The organism is Pseudomonas donghuensis, assembly GCF_000259195.1.
GTDB lineage: Bacteria > Pseudomonadota > Gammaproteobacteria > Pseudomonadales > Pseudomonadaceae > Aquipseudomonas > Aquipseudomonas donghuensis.
The window spans coordinates 202,382-219,964 of sequence record NZ_JH650758.1; the positions used below are offsets into that span (position 1 = coordinate 202,382).

Annotated in this window: 22 protein-coding genes and 1 tRNA gene; 4 read left to right on the forward strand and 19 right to left on the reverse strand. The window is 58.1% G+C overall.

The features are described from left to right. The first annotated feature begins 248 nt into the window (after nucleotides 1-248). Complete coding sequence (gene rfaD, locus UW3_RS0105505; RefSeq protein ID WP_010221293.1) at nucleotides 249-1,265, forward strand: ADP-glyceromanno-heptose 6-epimerase; 1,017 nt, start codon at nucleotides 249-251, stop codon at nucleotides 1,263-1,265. A 77-nt stretch (nucleotides 1,266-1,342) separates the two neighbouring features. Here rfaD and UW3_RS0105510 read toward each other — a convergent pair whose 3' ends face one another. The 9 genes from UW3_RS0105510 to UW3_RS0105545 form a co-directional block, all read right to left on the reverse strand. Further along, nucleotides 1,343-1,705 (reverse strand): hypothetical protein, encoded by a 363-nt coding sequence (locus UW3_RS0105510; RefSeq protein ID WP_010221294.1) that lies wholly within the window; start codon nucleotides 1,703-1,705, stop codon nucleotides 1,343-1,345. Between the two features lie 41 nt (nucleotides 1,706-1,746). After that, on the reverse strand, nucleotides 1,747-2,997 hold the full coding sequence (locus UW3_RS0105515; RefSeq protein WP_081492766.1) for a trans-sulfuration enzyme family protein: 1,251 nt from the start codon (nucleotides 2,995-2,997) through the stop codon (nucleotides 1,747-1,749). A 168-nt stretch (nucleotides 2,998-3,165) separates the two neighbouring features. Further along, nucleotides 3,166-4,383 carry a YcaO-like family protein gene (locus UW3_RS28080; protein WP_081492767.1) on the reverse strand — a complete coding sequence of 406 codons (1,218 nt, stop codon included), beginning with the start codon at nucleotides 4,381-4,383 and terminating at the stop codon, nucleotides 3,166-3,168. 612 nt (nucleotides 4,384-4,995) lie between these two features. After that, a tRNA-Thr gene (locus UW3_RS0105520) sits at nucleotides 4,996-5,071 on the reverse strand. Nucleotides 5,072-5,168: 97 nt separating this feature from the next. Continuing rightward, nucleotides 5,169-5,435 carry a hypothetical protein gene (locus tag UW3_RS0105525; RefSeq protein ID WP_010221296.1) on the reverse strand — a complete coding sequence of 89 codons (267 nt, stop codon included), beginning with the start codon at nucleotides 5,433-5,435 and terminating at the stop codon, nucleotides 5,169-5,171. 24 nt (nucleotides 5,436-5,459) lie between these two features. Then, the gene (locus UW3_RS0105530) at nucleotides 5,460-5,666 is read right to left on the reverse strand and encodes a hypothetical protein (RefSeq protein WP_010221297.1); all 207 of its coding nucleotides are present in this window, start codon (nucleotides 5,664-5,666) and stop codon (nucleotides 5,460-5,462) included. A 24-nt stretch (nucleotides 5,667-5,690) separates the two neighbouring features. Next, complete coding sequence (locus tag UW3_RS0105535; RefSeq protein WP_010221298.1) at nucleotides 5,691-6,071, reverse strand: hypothetical protein; 381 nt, start codon at nucleotides 6,069-6,071, stop codon at nucleotides 5,691-5,693. An 18-nt stretch (nucleotides 6,072-6,089) separates the two neighbouring features. Further along, nucleotides 6,090-6,296 carry a helix-turn-helix domain-containing protein gene (locus UW3_RS0105540; RefSeq protein WP_010221299.1) on the reverse strand — a complete coding sequence of 69 codons (207 nt, stop codon included), beginning with the start codon at nucleotides 6,294-6,296 and terminating at the stop codon, nucleotides 6,090-6,092. Between the two features lie 9 nt (nucleotides 6,297-6,305). Next, complete coding sequence (locus UW3_RS0105545; RefSeq protein WP_010221300.1) at nucleotides 6,306-6,884, reverse strand: hypothetical protein; 579 nt, start codon at nucleotides 6,882-6,884, stop codon at nucleotides 6,306-6,308. A 542-nt stretch (nucleotides 6,885-7,426) separates the two neighbouring features. Here UW3_RS0105545 and UW3_RS0105550 point away from each other — a divergent pair. Next, nucleotides 7,427-7,786 carry a multidrug/spermidine efflux SMR transporter subunit MdtJ gene (locus tag UW3_RS0105550; RefSeq protein ID WP_010221301.1) on the forward strand — a complete coding sequence of 120 codons (360 nt, stop codon included), beginning with the start codon at nucleotides 7,427-7,429 and terminating at the stop codon, nucleotides 7,784-7,786. Next, the gene (mdtI, locus tag UW3_RS0105555; RefSeq protein WP_010221302.1) at nucleotides 7,780-8,109 is read left to right on the forward strand and encodes a multidrug/spermidine efflux SMR transporter subunit MdtI; all 330 of its coding nucleotides are present in this window, start codon (nucleotides 7,780-7,782) and stop codon (nucleotides 8,107-8,109) included. Before UW3_RS0105550 ends, mdtI begins: the two co-directional genes overlap by 7 nt. A gap of 230 nt (nucleotides 8,110-8,339) precedes the next feature. On the opposite strand, the gene UW3_RS0105560 is transcribed toward mdtI, so the two are convergent. The 5 genes from UW3_RS0105560 to UW3_RS0105580 are packed head-to-tail and all read right to left on the reverse strand — an operon-like array spanning nucleotide 8,340 to nucleotide 12,593. Beyond that, nucleotides 8,340-9,560 carry a methyltransferase gene (locus tag UW3_RS0105560; RefSeq protein WP_010221303.1) on the reverse strand — a complete coding sequence of 407 codons (1,221 nt, stop codon included), beginning with the start codon at nucleotides 9,558-9,560 and terminating at the stop codon, nucleotides 8,340-8,342. 45 nt (nucleotides 9,561-9,605) lie between these two features. After that, entirely contained in the window at nucleotides 9,606-10,295 is a 690-nt protein-coding gene (locus tag UW3_RS0105565) for an ABC transporter permease (protein ID WP_010221304.1), read from the reverse strand. Further along, a complete protein-coding gene (locus UW3_RS0105570; RefSeq protein WP_010221305.1) occupies nucleotides 10,292-10,987 on the reverse strand; it encodes an ABC transporter permease in 696 nt (231 codons plus the stop codon). The genes UW3_RS0105565 and UW3_RS0105570 overlap by 4 nt, the downstream gene beginning before the upstream one ends. Before the next feature lie 57 nt (nucleotides 10,988-11,044). Next, nucleotides 11,045-11,806 carry an ABC transporter substrate-binding protein gene (locus UW3_RS0105575; protein ID WP_010221306.1) on the reverse strand — a complete coding sequence of 254 codons (762 nt, stop codon included), beginning with the start codon at nucleotides 11,804-11,806 and terminating at the stop codon, nucleotides 11,045-11,047. A 13-nt stretch (nucleotides 11,807-11,819) separates the two neighbouring features. Then, a complete protein-coding gene (locus UW3_RS0105580) occupies nucleotides 11,820-12,593 on the reverse strand; it encodes an ABC transporter ATP-binding protein (RefSeq protein ID WP_010221307.1) in 774 nt (257 codons plus the stop codon). A 608-nt stretch (nucleotides 12,594-13,201) separates the two neighbouring features. Between UW3_RS0105580 and gabP the strand changes: the two genes are divergently transcribed. Continuing rightward, the gene (gabP, locus tag UW3_RS0105585) at nucleotides 13,202-14,596 is read left to right on the forward strand and encodes a GABA permease (protein ID WP_010221308.1); all 1,395 of its coding nucleotides are present in this window, start codon (nucleotides 13,202-13,204) and stop codon (nucleotides 14,594-14,596) included. A gap of 176 nt (nucleotides 14,597-14,772) precedes the next feature. Here gabP and UW3_RS0105590 read toward each other — a convergent pair whose 3' ends face one another. The 5 genes from UW3_RS0105590 to UW3_RS26560 all read right to left on the reverse strand — a co-directional run. After that, nucleotides 14,773-15,057 carry a type II toxin-antitoxin system RelE/ParE family toxin gene (locus UW3_RS0105590; protein WP_010221309.1) on the reverse strand — a complete coding sequence of 95 codons (285 nt, stop codon included), beginning with the start codon at nucleotides 15,055-15,057 and terminating at the stop codon, nucleotides 14,773-14,775. Beyond that, complete coding sequence (locus tag UW3_RS0105595; RefSeq protein WP_010221310.1) at nucleotides 15,032-15,289, reverse strand: CopG family ribbon-helix-helix protein; 258 nt, start codon at nucleotides 15,287-15,289, stop codon at nucleotides 15,032-15,034. The genes UW3_RS0105590 and UW3_RS0105595 overlap by 26 nt, the downstream gene beginning before the upstream one ends. Nucleotides 15,290-15,441: 152 nt before the next feature. Further along, the gene (locus UW3_RS0105600) at nucleotides 15,442-15,879 is read right to left on the reverse strand and encodes a hypothetical protein (protein WP_010221311.1); all 438 of its coding nucleotides are present in this window, start codon (nucleotides 15,877-15,879) and stop codon (nucleotides 15,442-15,444) included. Nucleotides 15,880-15,970: 91 nt separating this feature from the next. Then, nucleotides 15,971-17,014, reverse strand: coding sequence for a polyphosphate kinase 2 (gene ppk2, locus UW3_RS0105605; protein ID WP_010221312.1), 1,044 nt, complete (start codon nucleotides 17,012-17,014; stop codon nucleotides 15,971-15,973). 98 nt (nucleotides 17,015-17,112) lie between these two features. Then, nucleotides 17,113-17,583, reverse strand: a 471-nt coding sequence (locus UW3_RS26560; protein WP_010221313.1) for an HPP family protein, incomplete at its 5' end; no start/stop codon positions are given.

A 17,583-nucleotide genomic window follows, 5' to 3' on the forward strand; every position in this document is an offset into this window, starting at 1 on the left:
GGACTCCTTGTTCTCAATAGCAAGCGCTACCGCGAAATGCGTATCTGCCTGTTCGAGATCCGCGCAGAGCGCACCCGGGATCGTAAAGCACGTGCGGCCAAAGCCCGCCGTTGAGCGCGCGGCCAAACAACGTTAACGAGCAAAGGCTAGAGCCTCCCGCAACCGACAAAACCATTGACCCTGGTTAATATTTGCTCAATTGCCACCCCCTAGACTGAGGCCTCTGTGCCCTCAAAGGGGGAAATCGCATGACCATTATCGTCACCGGCGCCGCCGGTTTTATCGGTAGCAACCTGGTCCAGGCCCTCAATCAGCGCGGCGAAACCGACATCATCGCGGTCGATGACTTGAGCGATGGCGACAAGTTTCGCAACCTGGCTGACTGCGAAATCGCCGACTACCTGGACAAGGACGATTTTCTTCAGCGTTTCGGTCGTGGCCAGTTCGGCAAGGTACGCGCCGTGCTGCACCAGGGCGCTTGCTCCAGCACCGTCGAAGGCGACGGGCGCTTTATGATGGACAACAACTACCGCTACAGCCGCGACCTGCTCGACGCCGCCCAGGCCCTGCAGGTGCCGCTGCTGTATGCCTCGTCGGCAGCGGTGTATGGCGCCGGGCGCGACTTTCGCGAGCAGCGTGAATGCGAACGGCCCTTGAACGTTTACGGTTACTCGAAGTTCCTCTTCGACCAGCGCGTGCGTCGGCAACTGGCCCAAGCACGCAGCCAGATCGTCGGCCTGCGTTACTTCAACGTCTACGGCCCCCATGAACAGCACAAAGGCGCCATGGCCTCGGTAGCCTTGCACTGCTTCAAGCAGTATCAGGCCGACGGCAAGGTCAGCCTGTTCGGCAGCTATGGCGACTACCCCAGCGGCGCTCACCTGCGCGATTTCGTGGCGGTCGAGGATGTGGTCAGGGTCAACCTGTTCTTCCTCGACCGGCCGCAGGTGAGTGGCCTCTTCAACGTCGGCAGCGGCCGCGCCCAGCCATTCAATGACGTGGCACTGGCGGTGATCAACCGCCTGCGCGAGCAGCAGGACCAGCCGCCGCTGTCGCTGGAGATGGCCCTGCTGGAAGGCATTCTTGAATACAGCGAATTCCCCGAGCATCTGCGCGGCAAATACCAGTGCTACACCTGCGCCGACCTTGAGCGCTTGCGCAGCGTTGGCTATCAGCAGCCGACGCTGACGGTGGCGCAGGGGGTGGCGGGTTATTGCGAGTGGTTGCAGCGCCCGGGTTTGGGCGCCCAACCTGCACTCGGCTGAAATGGCCAAGGGGTTGGCATAGTCGACGATACGGAGGGGCGCTTATGGGCTGCGCTGCCGTTCTTGTCGGTCGTTGATCATTCCTCTGGAAGATCCGGACCATGCTTGGCGCGAGATCTCAGATACCAAAGCAACGTCAGCACGCTCGGCCAGAACAAGGTGTTCAGCACATCGTGCAGGCTCGCCTGCCAGCGCCAGTAGCCAAGGCTCTGCACGTCATTCCGCCAGTCGACAATCTCGCCCAGGCAGGCCAGGGCCAGCACACATGACCAGGCCAGATAGGGCCTTAGCTGCTTGCTGATAGCTGCAAGGACGACGAACACCGCCATGCCGAAGTAGATATGCAGCGCGTCCTTCGAAAGTCCGGTGGCGGAGACGACAGCCAGCTTGATGGCTTGAGCGGTGGAGGTTTCCATGCCGGTGATCGCTCCGTCGGTCATTGCCGACTGCTGGGCAACGTGTTCGGAGCTTCCCTAGGGGATCACTTCATCCGTTGCAGAGGTTTGATGAGTAGTGCAAGGCGCAGTGCACGTCTGATGTCTGCATTAATATCTTCAATATCTTCCAGGCCAACAGAGATTCGAACCAAGCCGTACGGTACCCCTATTTTTTCAAGATCGGCACTGCCTTCTCTGGTAAAACTGCCGTAGTGATAGCATAAGGACTCAATATTGCCAAAGGTTGTACCTGTTCGTATCAGTTGCAGATGACGAACAAAGGTTGTACCCGCTTCTCGCGAAGGAAAAACAATGGCGATAAGACCTGTATGCAATGACGAAAATATACCGTTGGCCTGCGCACTTTTAGTCGACCATACTGAGCGCCATTCTAATTGTGGGAACTCTTCGCGTATCATTGCAATGACAGCATGTGCATTATCGGTATGTTTTTTAAATCTCAGTGGGAGCGTTCTCAGCCCACGTATAGTGAGCCATGCCGAAAACGGATCTAATATGGTGCCTGTGCTTTCTCTATGGTATTTCAATACCTTGAATAGGTCCGGGGCATTGGTGCTGATCATTCCGCCCATCACATCGCCGTGACCATTGATGTGCTTGGTGATGGAGTATAAAGTGATTGCAGCCCCCAGGGACAGCGGTTTTTGGCAGGCAGGCGTAAGAAAAGTATTGTCGACAACAAGAAGGATATTATTTTTTACGCAAAGCTGTACCAGGTCAGGAATATTGATGTCTAAAAAGGCCGGATTGGTGGGTGCTTCGATAAAGATCATTTTCGTGTTTGGCTGGATGGCCGCCTCAAATGCCACTGCTCCGTATTCGTCGATAACCGACATTTCTATACCACGATTGTTCGCCTCGTAATCAAGCTGCTCAATGACCTCATAAAATATACTGTGGGGTACGATGATATGATCGCCTGCGTTCAGTAGCGCCCGAAAGACAAGCAGGCAGGCTGTCATTCCGCTATTGACCGCCAAACTGTATGTGCAGTGTTCAATGGCACGAAATTTCGCTTCTAGTATTGAAACGGTAGGGTTTGCATAGCGTTGGTATGCAAAGTTTTCCATCTCTGCATTGCCTAGCATTTCTCTACCTTCTTCAATTGAATTCAGTAGTGTTGCAGAGTTGCAAACGAGTGCTGGAACTGGAAACTGATCCAGCCCAGTCTCATGTTGCCCTAAATGAATGGCCTTGGTGGCGGCGCCTAAAGGAGAGGAAAGAAGATAATCGCGGCATTGTAATTCACGTCGGCTTTTTTTTGTTGGACTCATGAAAGGCCTGGTTCCGAATTAATTAGAGGCAAGTAAGTTGCGTGCTGTTGTGTCGTGGCATGTTGCACTACTGCCACAGTCAGCTACCATTTAAACTTCACAGGGCTGCGTGGCGAACTTTAGTGCCCTTTGCCAATGGCCATGGTCATGGTCATGATGGTTTTTTATTTACTCGTATTTGTAGCAAGGGACGACTTTCCCACCGAGCGAAACGATAGAGAACCTTTCCATTTTTGGCATGACGGCACAGGCCAGGCTAACCTGGTTGGTGCTGGAATGTAGTTCTTTTATCCAAATGGGATGGTTCGCTTTAAAGCACTCGCTTTGTAAATGGGACAAGTGTTGGTTCAGTGGCATTTTTTTCGGGTCATGAGGCATGGGGCAAGGGACTATTTTGGCGCACTGGAGGGCATTAAACGCCATGCGCAAACAACGTAGTAGCCTTGGATGTTGTGCTAAATTGCTTTTTGCATTTGCCCACTCTTGGCTGACGTGTTCGACTCCTTCGGCGACTTTATATTGCTGCACTAATTCCTTGATGGCGCGTGCTGCGGCATGACTTGGATACAGTGAACAGCCGCCGCCAACGACATGGATATCAGCGATCGTCTTGTCCGGGCAGTAGGCAATGAAAACGGGATAGGGTATTTGGCTAGTGGCATCAAATACCTCAATAGAAGCACCAATGGCAATTTCTGCGTCACGCACGGTTTGTAATAGTTGCTCTGGCATTGAGGCGTGAGTAATTTTTCTTATAGGTTCTTTTGAATCATAAAAGAAATGCTGTGCGATAAAACGCCCAATGCCGTGGCGCTCTATCACCTCACTCGCAGCATGTATCGCCGCTTCCGTAAAACCAACGCCCGCTGCCACACCCGTACCACAGGAATATCGGCGTGCCGAGCCATAGTCGGTATCATCGCCAGGAATAGATTCATTCGCATATTGATGGTTGATAAGAAATGACGGATAGAGTAATTCCATGCCACCGGATGCTTCATGCGCCTCAAAAGTAAGTACAGCTATCTGTGATGCGCCGGAGTGGCGAAGCATCTGCATCGGAAGTATGTTCTGCAAGGCCGGTTGAGAAATAACCGAACCAAAACAGTGCAGTGCGCTATGTTTCCGTAGCCGAAGCGGCCCCATATAGTGTTCATAGGCCTCATATTTCGCGCCGACACGCGCCTCTGCTTCATACCCTTTGCCGCAACCAACACATTCTATGCCGCTACTGTCATGTGGGAGGTGAAGCGTGGCGACAGTGCTGGACAACGGGCTACCGTAACGATGTAGGGTTAAATCTATTCCTTCGCTCGAAAAATACTGGTCGATTGCGCTTTCTGCATCTTGCAATGACAACGTACGCTCTGGGGCAATTATTTTCATAGGCAAGAAGTTCCCATGTAAACCAAAAAATGAGGCGAAATATTCGCCTCATTTTATTTGCTTCACTCAGCCAGTACGGCAGATTCTTCTGGTGTGAAGTCTTCTTCTAAGTTGACGATTTCACTTTCGTCGTCAGTGGGTTGGTCAGCTTTAAACTCGTTAATATACATGCAGCACCACATGCCCATAAAAATACCCTTTTCACATTGAATTTAAGTGTGCACTTATTTAGCAGGTGCAATGAGAGATTAGTTCTTGTGGCTTTGGCTGCACATAGGAAAAATCCTGATTCTACGAGTGATTCTATCTATTTAGGGGGTGCTACTTTATTTCAGGGATGCTCAGAAAATAGCCACCGGCTTTGGACAGCGGGGGCGACGCCGTACATGGCTTGGTTCATCGCTTGGTGGGCACGGCGGCGAATGCGGCGGACGTGACCCAGGTCGAACAGCTGCGCCACCGATAGAGCGCGCAGCGGTCGTAATTCAGGCGCCGCCTGATGGGCTGATTTCAATGGCCTCATCGCGAGGCAAGCCCGCTCCTACCAGGGTGGCGGAGACTGCGCAAAACAAAAAAGGCCCACCTTGCGGTGAGCCTCTTTTTTACTGCGTATGGTGCCGGCACCAGGAATCGAACCCGGGACCTACTGATTACAAGTCAGTTGCTCTACCATCTGAGCTATACCGGCACAGGGGCGTCATTATAGCGATCAGTTTGCGTCTGTAAACCACTTCTGCAACATTCCTCGCGATGCCCGGTTTCAGCGGCTATCGCGAGGTGTTTTGTTACCAGCCGCGGTGCATTGTCGTGGCGCTGGGTTCGGCTTTGGTGGGGTCGAAAATCAGCGGTTTGTAGCGGCAATCGTGCTTTTTACAGTGCTCTCGGCAGCCGTGCTTTTTCTTGCAGGTGTAGGCCGGGCCCGAGTAGCCCTTGTCGCCATAGATCTGCATCTGCGGGATTTCCCAGCCAGACATCGGGGTGTAGTCGCCGGTCGTGCAGCCGCTCAAGTAAAACGCGAAGGCAAGCAGGAGGAAGGATCTGATAATAGCCACAGGCAATTCCGTTTGGTCGAAGTGTCAGTGTTTGTGTGTGTGGAGGTAGCGCTGGATGGCGTGGTGGTCGCGGCTGAAGTCCGGCCCGGGGAAGCTCTGGTTGCCGTACATCTGCATGGGCGGCACTTGCCAGCCGGACTCGGGTGGCGGGATTTGCCAGTCGGACATGAAGGTGCAGCCGCTCAGGTAAAACGCGGACGCAAGCAGGGCGATGGATCTGATGATATCCACAGTCAATTCCGTTTAGTCGAGGCGTCAGTCTTTGTTGAGGATGCGCTGGATGGTGCCGCCGCAGGCCTGGTAGCAGCTGTCGTAATCGTTACCGCACGAGTAGCTCGAACCGCTGTTGAACGGGTAGCTGGGGTAGTAGCAGCTTTTGCGCGCTTCCTTTTTGCTCTTGCCGACCTGGCAATGCTGGTAGCTTCTGAGGTTGGCCTGGTACAGGGCCTGGTCGCTGTTTTCCTGCAGGCGCGCCATCTGTTTGCAGTGGTTGCGCTCCATCGAGCAGGAGTTGATGCAGTTCATGCCCGCCATGCTTGGCGGTGGGGAGTATCTATAGGTGTAGCTGGGGCCGCAGCCGCCGAGCAGGCCGACGGCCAGTAGCAGCGCGGCGCGCCACTTGAGTGAATTGCTCACGAGTTGCCAGTTCCTTGTTCATTCCTCGCTGAACTCCAGCAGGTCACCTGGCTGGCAGTTCAACGCGCGACAGAGCTTCTCGAGGGTTTCCATCTTGAAACCCTTGATCTTGCCGTTTTTCAGCAACGACAGGTTCGCCTCCGTAATACCGATAATCTCGGCCAGATCCTTGGAGCGGATCTTGTTCTTGGCCATGACTACATCGAGTCGAATAATTATCGGCATAGGGGCAAGCTAGACATAACAGTTGTGTTCATCGCTGATGGTTTTGGCGTCACGCATGAGGAGTGAGAAGGCGCACAGGAAGATGCCTTTCATGATCTCGTAAACCGCCTGGGATGATACACCGATCGATACACTGAAGCTTCTTTCGCCTTTGGGCAGGTCGATGGAGAACGCCAGGCCCTGCAAGGTGCCGATCATCGGCCAGACCATCGGCAAGCCGATGCACAGCAAGCCCACCCACCAGAGCATCTTGATGTTCTGCGTCGTCCAGGTTTCGCCCCGGGACAAACGCAGGAAGAACAAGCCGGTCAGGTACAAGGCAAAAGCCGAGAGGCTGGCGGGGATCAGTTCCAGGCCGATCACCAGGCCCAGGGCCAGGTGCGAAGGCTGGTAGTCCGGGGCCAGCAGCAGCGGCATGTTTTCACCGAAGCTTTGCAGGTAGGCGCCTTGCACTTGGGCTTTTTCGAACACCCACAATAGTACGTTGCCGCCGAACTCGACGATCCCTGTACCCCAGGCGAGCACCGCGGCGAATGCACCGATCACTCGCAGACGCGATCTCGCGTAAGCCACTGTCTTACTGTTCATGGTTTCCCTCCGTGCTAGTTGAGCGGGGTGCATTATTTGTGAAAAATTATCGTATTACAATAATTAATTGTGATTTTGATAGGGGTGCGGCGTTTTGACACGAGGGGAGTAGAGGAGTGTCAGGGGGCTGCGGGGCGGCTGCATCGCTGGCAAGGCCAGCTCCCACATGGGCCAATGCGCCACTACTGTGGGAGACGGCCTTGCCGGCGATGGGGTGCGCAGCAGCCCCAGAATGGCCGGGTAATATAATTTACGAACCTTTCGGCAACCTTTAAGGGCTTTCACCTAAATACGGACTGAAAGACGCGAAAATTAATTAGCCATTTTCTATCGATTTGACTTTAACGATGCCTTGAGCTAATTTGTTGTTCATTATGTTGAACACTAAAGCGTTTCCGCTCTTCACCTCCCGCCTGGTTTCCCGTGAACGTCACTGGACCGGCGACCTCTAGCGCCTCCCCCGACAAACAGTCTTTTGCTTCTTTTTGTCTGCAGCCGTCAGCGCGATTTCGCTCGGCTTGTGTCGCCCGTGGGAGGGCATCATGCGTTCCTGGATCTATCTGTTTATCGCCATCACCGCTGAGGTGATCGGCACCGCGTCGATGAAATTCGCCGCCAGTCATTTCCCCATTCTTGGCCACGGGTTGATGTACCTGATGATCGGCCTGTCGTACTTCTTCCTGGCGCTGGCGGTTAAGCGCGTGCCAGTGGGCGTGGCCTACGCCCTGTGGGAAGGCATCGGCATCGTGCTGATTACCCTGATCAGCGTCACTTGGCTGGGCGAGAGCCTGGGCCTGCTCAAGGCCGCCGGCCTGGGTGTGATGATCGCCGGTATCCTGCTGATCAAGTCGGGTACCCGCGCCGCACCAGCCCCGCGCCACATGGAGGCGCTGCCATGCTGAGCATGAACTGGATTCCCTTCGCTTGGCTGGGCCTGGCGATCGTGCTGGAAGTGATCGCCAACCTGCTGCTCAAGTATTCCGACGGCTTTAAAAAGCGCGGCCTGGGCATCGCCTCGATTCTCTGCGTGCTGGCCGCCTTTACCGCGCTGGCGCAAGCTGTGCGAGATATCGAACTGTCGCTGGCCTATGCCATCTGGGGTGGCTTCGGCATCCTTGCCACTGTGGCCATGGGCTGGGCGTTGTTTGGTCAACGCCTGATGGGGCGTGGTTGGCTGGGGCTGGCGCTGTTGCTGGTGGGCATGAGCCTGTTGAAACTGGCTTGATTCAACGTGTTTAGCGCTATTCGCGCAAAGGCTTATGCACAAGGCGCATGCCAAGTCGATGGTCGTTGCATCGGAGCAATGCTCGCCGTTGGTCTTTGCGCAAATGGCTGTTTTTGCTGGCGATTAATCAGTGAGCAAAAAATGACCAGGCTGTAAAAACGCTTGGATCCATGAATTTGCAGGGGTCCTACGCAAAGTTGCGCACAGAGTTATCCACAGGCTGCGCGCCTTTATCGGCGTTCGGCCAACAGCAGCAGATTGCGCGGGGTGAGAGGTTGTTCACAAAACACCCCGAGCTGTACCTCGTAGGACTGTTCTTGCAGGAACAGTGCGCGATCGAGCACCAGCCAAAGTTCCAGCGGGCGGCGGAACACATTGCGTAGTAACTCCAGGTTGCGCACCTGGGCCAGGCGCTGCCAGCCCGCAGCTTCCAGCGCGAGCCAATCGGGCTCGGCCTCTACCGGCAAGCTCTTGAGTGCTGCCAGGTCGAGGCAGTAGTCGGCATACGGCTTGTGCAGCCAGCTGACCGCCAGCGAAGGCGTCGGCAGGTACTCATCCACCCCACGCAGCTGACGTTGCCACAGATCGAAACCCAGGCGCCTGGCCATGGATTGATCGCGCTGGCGGCGAACGCGCGTTCCCGCAGTAACCGTTTCACTGAGCGGCAGGCCGAGGTCATCGATCGACAACTGCAAGCCAGACGCCTTGGCGGCGGTGGATAACGGTTGGTAGTGCGGCGCCTGGATGCGGTTGTAGCAGCAGGGCGCGATGGCCAGCTGGCGGCAGCCCCGAAGGCTGGCCAGCTGCATCAGGCGTACATGCAAATCACCGCAGGCATGCAGGGCCACTGCGGTGTGCTCGGCATTCAACTGCAATGGCGCATCATCGGCCAGTACATCCTGCAGGCGGTGCTCGGCGGGCAAGTGGTGATGCTGGCTGAGAGCGATTCCGGCGTCGACCAGCGCCGGGTCGTATTCCAGGCAGGTCAGTTGCTGGCTGTGCGGCTGCAGCAAGCGCCGGCCCAGATGGCCTTTGCCGGCGCACCAGTCCAGCCAGTGGCGTGGGCTGTGGATAAAGCCCAGGTGGCTGGCGAAAGCTTCGATCTGCTGCCATTTGCGCCCCGGTACATCGACGTTCAGGCGCTGGCTCGCCGAGGGCAGGGCCACGGTGGATAACTCGCCGATGGCAGACAGCTGTGCCGCCATACGCGCCAGTTGTGGCAAGGGCGCCGGTGCGTCCAGTTGCTCGGGATGATTGTGCGCCGCCTCCGCTTCGCTTAACGAGCGCTGGCGCAACCAGCCGGCAAGGGCTGGATACGAGGTTTCCCAAGGCAGCTCAAGCTGGGTGAAAGGCCGTGGCCGCCACAGTGCCTGGTGCTCGCGCAGAAAGCTGTCCAGCGCCTGGAAGCGGCTGAGCAGTTGGTCGCCGGAAAGAGGAAGGGCAGTGGTCATGAGCAGATACGAAAACGGGGCTGTGATCAGCCCCGTTATACAGGTTTATCGACCCTGGCAGGCGTCGACGCGCAGCCAGCGTTCCAGCTGTTTGAAGGCTTGAACCAGCAGGAAGGAAATCAGCAGGTAGAACAGGCCCGCAGCGAAAAAGATCTCCACTGGCAGGTAGGTCCGGGCGATGATGGTCCGCGCCATGCCGGTCAGCTCCAGCAGGGTGACGGTGCTCGCCAGGGCGCTGGCCTTGAGCATCAGGATCACTTCGTTGCTGTAGGCCGGCAGGCCGATGCGCGCTGCGCGTGGCAGCATGATGTAGATCATCGCCTTGGCCCGGGACATGCCCAGGGCCCGCGCCGCTTCAATCTCGCCGCGAGGGATGGCCTGCAACGCGCCACGCAGGATTTCTGCGATGTAAGCGGCAGTATGCAGGGTCATGGTCAGCACCGTGCACCAGAACGGGTCCCGCAGGTAGGGCCACAAGGCACTGTTTCGCACGGCATCGAACTGGGCAAGCCCGTAATACACCAGGAACAACTGAACCAGCAGCGGTGTGCCACGGAAAAAGAAAATGTAACCGTACGGCAGGGCGCGCACGTACCAGTGTCGCGAGGAGCGGGCGATACCCAGTGGAATGGCGATGATCAGCCCGGCAATGACCGCGATGCTCACCAGTTCCAGGGTCAGCGTGGCGCCTTGGGCCAGGCGTGGCAACCACTTGATGATGACTTCCCAGTTCATTGATTGGCCCTCGCGAAGCCGCGACCGGCGCGTTTTTCCATGAAGTGCATGCCGGTCATGGCCAGGACCGTCAGGCCCAGGTAGATGATGGCGGCGACCATGTAGAAGGTGAACGGCTGCTTGCTCACGGTCACGGCGATTTGCGAGTGACGCATGATTTCTTCCAGGCCGATCACCGAGACCAGTGCGGTGTCTTTCATCAGGATCATGAACAGGTTGCCCAGGCCGGGCAGCGCGATCCGCCACATTTGCGGCAAGATCAGTTTGGAGAAGATTCGCCCTTTGGACAGGCCGAGCGCCAGGCCAGCTTCACGGTGACCCTTGGGAATGGCCAGGATTGCACCACGGAACACCTCCGTGGCATAGGCGCCGAAGCACAGGCCCAGGGCAATCACGCCTGCGGCAAAAGCATTGAGCTCCAGGCCGGGAATATTCAGGAGTTCGCCAAGCCGGTTCATCAGGCTGACGGTACCAAAGTAAATCAACAACACCCAGAGCAGTTCGGGCACGCCGCGAACTATCGTCGAGTAGAAGCCACCCAGCCATTGCAGGGGTTTGTACGGCGAGGTCTTGGCCAGGGCGCCAAGCAGCCCCAGGACCAGCCCCAGGCATAGGGCCGACAACGCGAGTTTGACGGTCATCAGCGTCCCGACAAACAGGGCCGGACCGAATCCGTAGAGATCAATATTCATGGGCAGGTTTGTTCAAGGGACCGGCATCGCCTCCAGGGCAATGCCGGTCGGGGCGAATCAATAGATGCTGAACGGGAAGTATTTGTTGTTGATCTTCTCGTAGGTGCCGTCGGCAACGATTTCTTTCAGTGCAGCGTTCAGCTTGTTGCGCAGTTCATTGTCACCTTTGCGCACAGCGATGCCGACCTTGTCGCTTTCGTTCACCGGCTCGCCTTTGAACTCGTAGTTTTGACCCGCTGCGGACTTGAGCCAGTCGTAGTTGGCGTACTTGTCGGCGAGGATGGCATCGACGCGGCCTGAAGTCAGGTCCAGGTAGGCGTTTTCCTGACCATCATAGAGGTTGACCTTGAACTCGCCGTCCATGCCGCCGTTGTCGTCCAGCCAGGTTGCGGCCTGGGTAGCACGCTGGGTGCCAATGGTCTTGCCTTTGAGTGAGGCGCGGTCGGTCTTGAAGTCGACGTTTTTCGGGGCGATGAACTGCTGCTTGTTCGAGTAGTACGGGTCGGTGAAGTCTACGGCCTGCTTGCGCTCGTCGGTGATCGACAGCGACGAGACGATGAAGTCGGACTTCTTCGCGTTCAGGGCGGGAATGATGCCGTCCCAGTCGGAGACCACGACTTCACACTCGACCTTCATCTTGGCGCACAGGGCGTCGCCGATGTCTTTGTCGAAGCCGACCACCTGGCCGCTGGCATCCTTGTTGTTGAACGGCGGGTAGGCCGCCTCAATGCCCATCTTCAGTTTCTCGGCAGCCATGGCATTGGCCGAGAACACCAGCGTGGCGGCAGCGGCCAGGAGGAATTTCTTATAGGTCTGCATGCGTGTTGCTCCGTTAGCGGTTGCTGGACATGAATTGTTTACAACGCGCCGAGGTCGGGTTTTCGAAAACCTGCTGCGGCGTTCCTTGCTCTTCGACCAGCCCCTGGTGCAGGAAGACGACTTCGCTGGACACCTGGCGGGCAAAGCCCATTTCGTGGGTAACCAGTAGCATGGTACGGCCTTCTTCGGCGAGGGCACGGATAACGTTGAGCACTTCCTGAACCATTTCCGGGTCCAGGGCCGAGGTCGGCTCATCGAACAGGATGACCTTGGGCTTCATTGCCAGGGTGCGGGCGATGGCCGCACGCTGTTGCTGACCTCCGGACAGTTCGGCCGGGTAGCTGTGACGCTTGTTGTGGATGCCGACCTTGTCCAGCAGCGCTTCGGCATGCTCGATGGCCTCGGCCTTGCTTTGGCCCAGCACCCGGCGCGGCGCCTCGATGATGTTGTCGAGGATGCTCATGTGCGGCCACAGGTTGAAGTTCTGGAAGACGAAGCCGATCTCGCTGCGCAGGCGATTGATCTGCTTGTTGTCGGCGGCCACCAGTTCGCCGTTTTTTGCCGCCTTGAGCTTGAGCTCTTCACCGGCCACCAGGATTTGGCCCTGGTGCGGGTTTTCCAGCAGGTTGATGCAGCGCAGCAGAGTGGACTTGCCGGAGCCGGAGGATCCCAGGATCGAGATCACATCGCCATCACGTGCGGTCAGCGAAATTCCCTTGAGGATTTCCTGGTCGCCGTAGCGTTTGTGCAGGTTGCGGATTTCCAGCGCGGGCGTGGCCTCAGCCATGTGCGGTCCTCATGTGTTCTGGTGCGCTCCTGCTGTTAGCGGCCTTCCTGGCGAGGCGCCAAGCTAGCATAGCGGTCCGAAGACAGCCAATAACGTCGGGAGAGGCAATCGGTTGCTGGGAGGGCGGGTGTCGCATCGCTGCAGTGGACTGTCGCGCAGATGTCCGCCTACCCTCGTTTCCAGGGCCGGAGCCTTGATGAAAAAAGGCGCGATGGTGCCAGTTTTGGCCGTTTCTGGGAAGTCGTTTCTGACCTTGTGCACAGGTTCGGGCCTTTATCTACGGTTCTGGTTGTACCTGAGGGTTGCGCCTTTTTGCTCGTAGGAAGTGCATGAGGTGTTACCGGTGACGGTTTGTGGTGCACCTGGGGCATTTGTAAGTGGGTATTTCAGTAATTGGCCCATTCCGTCGATTTATCAGGGGCTTTCGGTCAAGTCTTGGCCGAAAGGCCTGTAAGCCTTGTTAAACGGGGCTGTGAGAATTTTCGAACGAACGGTCATCGGAATGGCGCGGTTATTGCCTTATCGATCGGCAACAGGAAGTAGCACTCTTTTTGAAGGGCGCGACTCGGTAGCAGGATCAAAACGCCATTTCTTGCAAAGGTAGTTTTATGAGCGGTACGCACAATTCCAACGACCTCGCTCAGGGGCTCAAACAACGGCATGTGACCATGCTGTCGATTGCCGGTGTCATCGGTGCCGGCCTGTTCGTTGGCTCCGGCCACGCCATCGCCGAGGCCGGCCCTGCGGTTTTGCTCGCCTATGCCGCCGCCGGGACCCTGGTGGTGCTGGTCATGCGCATGCTGGCGGAAATGGCCGTCGCCTCGCCAGACACCGGTTCGTTTTCGACTTACGCCGACAAGGCCATCGGCCACTGGGCCGGTTTTACCATCGGCTGGCTGTACTGGTGGTTCTGGGTGCTGGTGATCCCGCTGGAGGCCAACGCCGCCGCGACCATCCTGCATGCCTGGTTCCCCGATATCGGCATCTGGGTGTTCACCCTGGTCATCACCTTGCTGCTGACCGCGACCAACCTGTTCAGTGTGAAGAACTACGGTGAATTCGAGTTCTGGTTCGCCCTGCTCAAGGTGGTGGCGATCATCGGTTTCATCATTCTTGGCGTGGCCGCGATCTTCGGTCTGCTGCCCAATAGCCAGGTCAGCGGCGTCAGCCATCTGTTCGACACCCAGGGCTTCATGCCCAACGGCATGGGCGCGGTGCTGGCTGCGATGCTGACTACCATGTTCTCGTTCATGGGTACCGAGATCGTCACCATCGCCGCCGCCGAGTCGAAAGACCCGGGCAAGCAGATCACCAAGGCCACCAACTCGGTGATCTGGCGGATCTTCCTGTTCTACCTCGTGTCGATCTTCGTGGTCGTGGCCCTGGTGCCGTGGACCAATAGCGAACTGGCCGAAGTCGGTTCGTACCAGACCGTGCTCAACCTGATGGGCATCCCCAATGCCAAGCTGATCGTCGACATCGTCGTGTTGATCGCGGTGACCAGCTGCCTGAACTCGGCGCTGTATACCTCCTCGCGCATGCTCTTCTCCCTGAGCAAGCGTGGTGATGCCCCGGCCATGGCCCAGCGCACCACCTCCAGCGGTACCCCGTATGTGGCGGTGGTGCTGTCGACTGCGGCGGCGTTCCTCACGGTGATCGCCAACTACCTGGCGCCTGCCCAGGTGTTCGAGTTCCTGCTGGCAAGCTCCGGCGCCATTGCCTTGCTGGTGTACCTGGTGATTGCCGTGTCGCAACTGCGCATGCGCCGTCAGCGTATGCAGCGCGGTGAGAAGATTGCCTTCAAAATGTGGCTGTTCCCGGGGCTGACCTGGGCGACCATCGCCTTTATCGTCGGCATTCTGACCGTGATGCTGATCCGTCCGGATCATCGCATTGAAATCGTTGCCACCGGTTTGCTGTCCATCGCCGTGGTAGCCGCAGGGCTGCTGGTGGCGCGCAAGCGCAAGGCCGAGGCGGCCGGGCGGGCGGTGCTGAACAACTGATGTGCTGCGGGTGAAATGACAAAGGCCGCGATCTGTGAGGATTGCGGCCTTTTTGTTTCAGCAGGAAGTGGTGCGGTGTCCATGCTGGCCTCATCGCTGGCAAGCCAGCTCCCACAGGGACTGTGGTGGGAGCCGGTCTTGCCGGCGATGGGCTGCAGCGCAGCCCCAACCGAACATCACCATTGCTCGGGCCGCTCACTGCTCTGATGAAGCAACCGCAGCACCTGAACCCGGCCCTCGATCAAGCGGTATGGGGCAATAAAGGGGATATGGGCGAGCACCAACTCACGCACATCAGGCACCGGCGAAGGCCGGCCGGCACCAGGAAAACGCTCAAGAATTTCCAGGCTGTTGAGAATGCCCTGAACCATCGCAAAGGCCGTTTTGCTGCCCGCTTTGAGTTGATAGTGCTCGAAAATCGAATCCAGGTCGCTTTCAGCCTTCGCCGTCAGTGCAATCATCGTCGCGTTTCACCCACTTTGCCTTGACCCGGGAAAGGTCGGTCAGGTTGCCGGTGTCGGCATCACTGATGCCTTCGGCAATCGCCTGTACGTGCCAGGCCTCGGCTTCGACATAGCGCAGCAAGGCGCGCTTGAGGTGATATTGGCGATCTCGATCGGTGGCGGCTGCCAGTTGATCGAGCTTTTCGGCGAGGGAGGCTTCGACGCGAAAGGACAGAACCGGGGAAGCCATGTCTACGCTCCTGACTTTGTATACGTTGTAAACGTTCAACAAAGGTTAGGTGGCGACGAGGCGATGGTCAATCGGCTGGGGACCTGTGGTCAATGTAGGAATTTTCTTGAAAGGTTCTGGCTCCCGAGGCATATCGGGAGCCAGGCATGGCTTCAGCCAAACTTCTTCTGCTGCTTGGACACTGCTTCAGAAGCTGCAATGTAGGCGTCCTGGAACTCATCGCTCTCGAGCCAGGCCATGGTCGTGGCTTCGTCGGCGCCGTCCAGCCATTTGCGGTAGGCGCTGAAGACCATGACGATGTAGTCGGTGGCGTGTTCTTCCTTGTGACCCTTGAGTACCAGGGCCAGCAGCGGGTCGACCAGGAATACCGAGATCAGCGCAACCAGGCCGTTGTCCTGGGCTTGCTTCATCTTGTCGAACAGGGCGCTGTAGCTGCCCGATTCCATGGCCTTGTTGAACACCTGCTCGACGCTGGCGCTGGAGCTTTCGCCCGAGCTCTTGACCGCCTGGCCGCTACGCACCATGCGGTTCTCGCGGGCCTTGTTGGCGGCGCGTTTGGCGCGTTTCTGTTGTTTGCTGCTGGAGGCCATCGGTGAACCCTTGTGCTGAACCGGAAAAATTCTGCGTATTGAATCGCAGTTGGCCGGGAAACCCAAGTACAGCCGACGGCCTGGGCCGAGATCAGGCCGGCTGGGCCAGCTCGCCGCGGTCTTCCTCTTCCAGCACGCGCGCGGCGCGGTCTACCAGCAGAGGGTCAGGCTGGTGGGCGACGCTCAGGTCCTTGCCGGGGTAATCCAGCGAGTGCAGGAAGTGGCGGATACAGTTGATCCGCGCGCGCTTCTTGTCGTCGGACTTGATCACCGTCCACGGTGCGTCGGCGGTGTCGGTGTGGAAGAACATCGCTTCCTTGGCGGCGGTGTATTCGTCCCACTTGTCCAGCGACTTGATGTCGATCGGTGACAGCTTCCAGTGCTTGAGCGGGTCGTCACGGCGCGAGATGAAGCGGCGCAGCTGCTCTTCGCGGTTCACCGAAAACCAGTACTTGAACAGCAGGATGCCACTGTTGCACAGCATGCGTTCGAGCTCCGGTGCCTGGCGCATGAACTCCAGGTATTGCAGCGGCGAGCAGAAGTCCATGACCCGCTCGACCCCGGCACGGTTGTACCAGGAGCGGTCGAAGAAGACCATTTCACCCGCCGTGGGCAGGTGCTGGACGTAGCGCTGGAAGTACCACTGGCCTTTCTCCTGCTCGGAAGGCTTCTCCAGGGCGACGATTCGCGCGCCACGCGGGTTCAGGTGCTCCATGAAGCGCTTGATAGTGCCGCCCTTGCCGGCGGCGTCACGGCCTTCGAACAGCACGACGATGCGCTGGCCGGTTTCCTTGACCCAGCTTTGCACCTTGAGCAGCTCGATCTGCAGCTCATGCTTGGCCTTTTCGTACTCGGCGCGGCGCATGCGGTTGCGGTATGGGTAGCTGGCCGGCAATTTGGCCAAGGCGCTGTCTTCGTTGGAGCCGCGCGGTGCCGAGGCAACCTTCAGGGCTGCCGGTTGCTGGCTGATGGCGCTGATCTGCGCTTCGCCAGCGGCGCTTGCGGCAGGCTTGCGCGGGGTACGCGGACGGCGTGGACGAGTGCTGGCAGCTTTGTGCGCCGGGCTTGGGCTGGTGCCCGCAAGTGTTTCGGCGGCGGGCGAGGGCAGGGGCAGGGCAGTGGATTCTTCGCTCATGGGGAGGCCTGTTGGTTCCTTCTAATATCCTCAGAGCATTTTATCGGGGCAGGCCAGGGGCATATTGACGGTGGTCAACAGCCCTTGGCATAGCGCCATCAGTACCAGTATTTCGGGTAGCTGTTGGCCTGGCGCGCATTGTTCAGGCACCAGGCCACGGCGACGATCACCAGCGAGCCAGCGAGCACCGGGGTCACCACGAAGCTCAGCGGTGCATGGCTGGCGATCACCACCAGCGGGTTGGCCCCAGCAGGTGCATGCAGGGTGCGGGTCTGCTGCATGGCGGCCAGCGCCAGGCCGACGGCCAGGGCTGCGCTCCACCAGCTGTCACCCAGGGTATGCAGTACTGCCAGGCCCACCAGGGTGGCAATCACATGCCCGCCGATGATGTTGCGCGGCTGTGCCAGCGGCGAGTCGGGCATGCCGAAGGCCAGCACGCAGCTGGCGCCAAACGGCGCCATCAACCACAAGGCGCCGGACACCTGGCTGAGCCAGCCGGTGGCGCCGATCGCCAGGGCCGCGCCAATCAGTGACAACAGGCTGAAGGGCAGGGAAGGGGCGGCGGGGGG

Excerpts from the sequence above, each read along its gene's own strand:
- rfaD (WP_010221293.1), top strand. The coding sequence starts at position 249 with ATGACCATTATCGTCACCGGCGCCGCCGGTTTTATCGGTAGCAACCTG.
- UW3_RS0105510 (WP_010221294.1), bottom strand. The coding sequence starts at position 1,705 with ATGACCGACGGAGCGATCACCGGCATGGAAACCTCCACCGCTCAAGCC.
- UW3_RS0105515 (WP_081492766.1), bottom strand. The coding sequence starts at position 2,997 with ATGAGTCCAACAAAAAAAAGCCGACGTGAATTACAATGCCGCGATTAT.
- UW3_RS28080 (WP_081492767.1), bottom strand. The coding sequence starts at position 4,383 with ATGAAAATAATTGCCCCAGAGCGTACGTTGTCATTGCAAGATGCAGAA.
- UW3_RS0105540 (WP_010221299.1), bottom strand. The coding sequence starts at position 6,296 with ATGCCGATAATTATTCGACTCGATGTAGTCATGGCCAAGAACAAGATC.
- UW3_RS0105545 (WP_010221300.1), bottom strand. The coding sequence starts at position 6,884 with ATGAACAGTAAGACAGTGGCTTACGCGAGATCGCGTCTGCGAGTGATC.
- UW3_RS0105550 (WP_010221301.1), top strand. The coding sequence starts at position 7,427 with ATGCGTTCCTGGATCTATCTGTTTATCGCCATCACCGCTGAGGTGATC.
- mdtI (WP_010221302.1), top strand. The coding sequence starts at position 7,780 with ATGCTGAGCATGAACTGGATTCCCTTCGCTTGGCTGGGCCTGGCGATC.
- UW3_RS0105560 (WP_010221303.1), bottom strand. The coding sequence starts at position 9,560 with ATGACCACTGCCCTTCCTCTTTCCGGCGACCAACTGCTCAGCCGCTTC.
- UW3_RS0105565 (WP_010221304.1), bottom strand. The coding sequence starts at position 10,295 with ATGAACTGGGAAGTCATCATCAAGTGGTTGCCACGCCTGGCCCAAGGC.
- UW3_RS0105570 (WP_010221305.1), bottom strand. The coding sequence starts at position 10,987 with ATGAATATTGATCTCTACGGATTCGGTCCGGCCCTGTTTGTCGGGACG.
- UW3_RS0105575 (WP_010221306.1), bottom strand. The coding sequence starts at position 11,806 with ATGCAGACCTATAAGAAATTCCTCCTGGCCGCTGCCGCCACGCTGGTG.
- UW3_RS0105580 (WP_010221307.1), bottom strand. The coding sequence starts at position 12,593 with ATGGCTGAGGCCACGCCCGCGCTGGAAATCCGCAACCTGCACAAACGC.
- gabP (WP_010221308.1), top strand. The coding sequence starts at position 13,202 with ATGAGCGGTACGCACAATTCCAACGACCTCGCTCAGGGGCTCAAACAA.
- UW3_RS0105590 (WP_010221309.1), bottom strand. The coding sequence starts at position 15,057 with ATGATTGCACTGACGGCGAAGGCTGAAAGCGACCTGGATTCGATTTTC.
- UW3_RS0105595 (WP_010221310.1), bottom strand. The coding sequence starts at position 15,289 with ATGGCTTCCCCGGTTCTGTCCTTTCGCGTCGAAGCCTCCCTCGCCGAA.
- UW3_RS0105600 (WP_010221311.1), bottom strand. The coding sequence starts at position 15,879 with ATGGCCTCCAGCAGCAAACAACAGAAACGCGCCAAACGCGCCGCCAAC.
- ppk2 (WP_010221312.1), bottom strand. The coding sequence starts at position 17,014 with ATGAGCGAAGAATCCACTGCCCTGCCCCTGCCCTCGCCCGCCGCCGAA.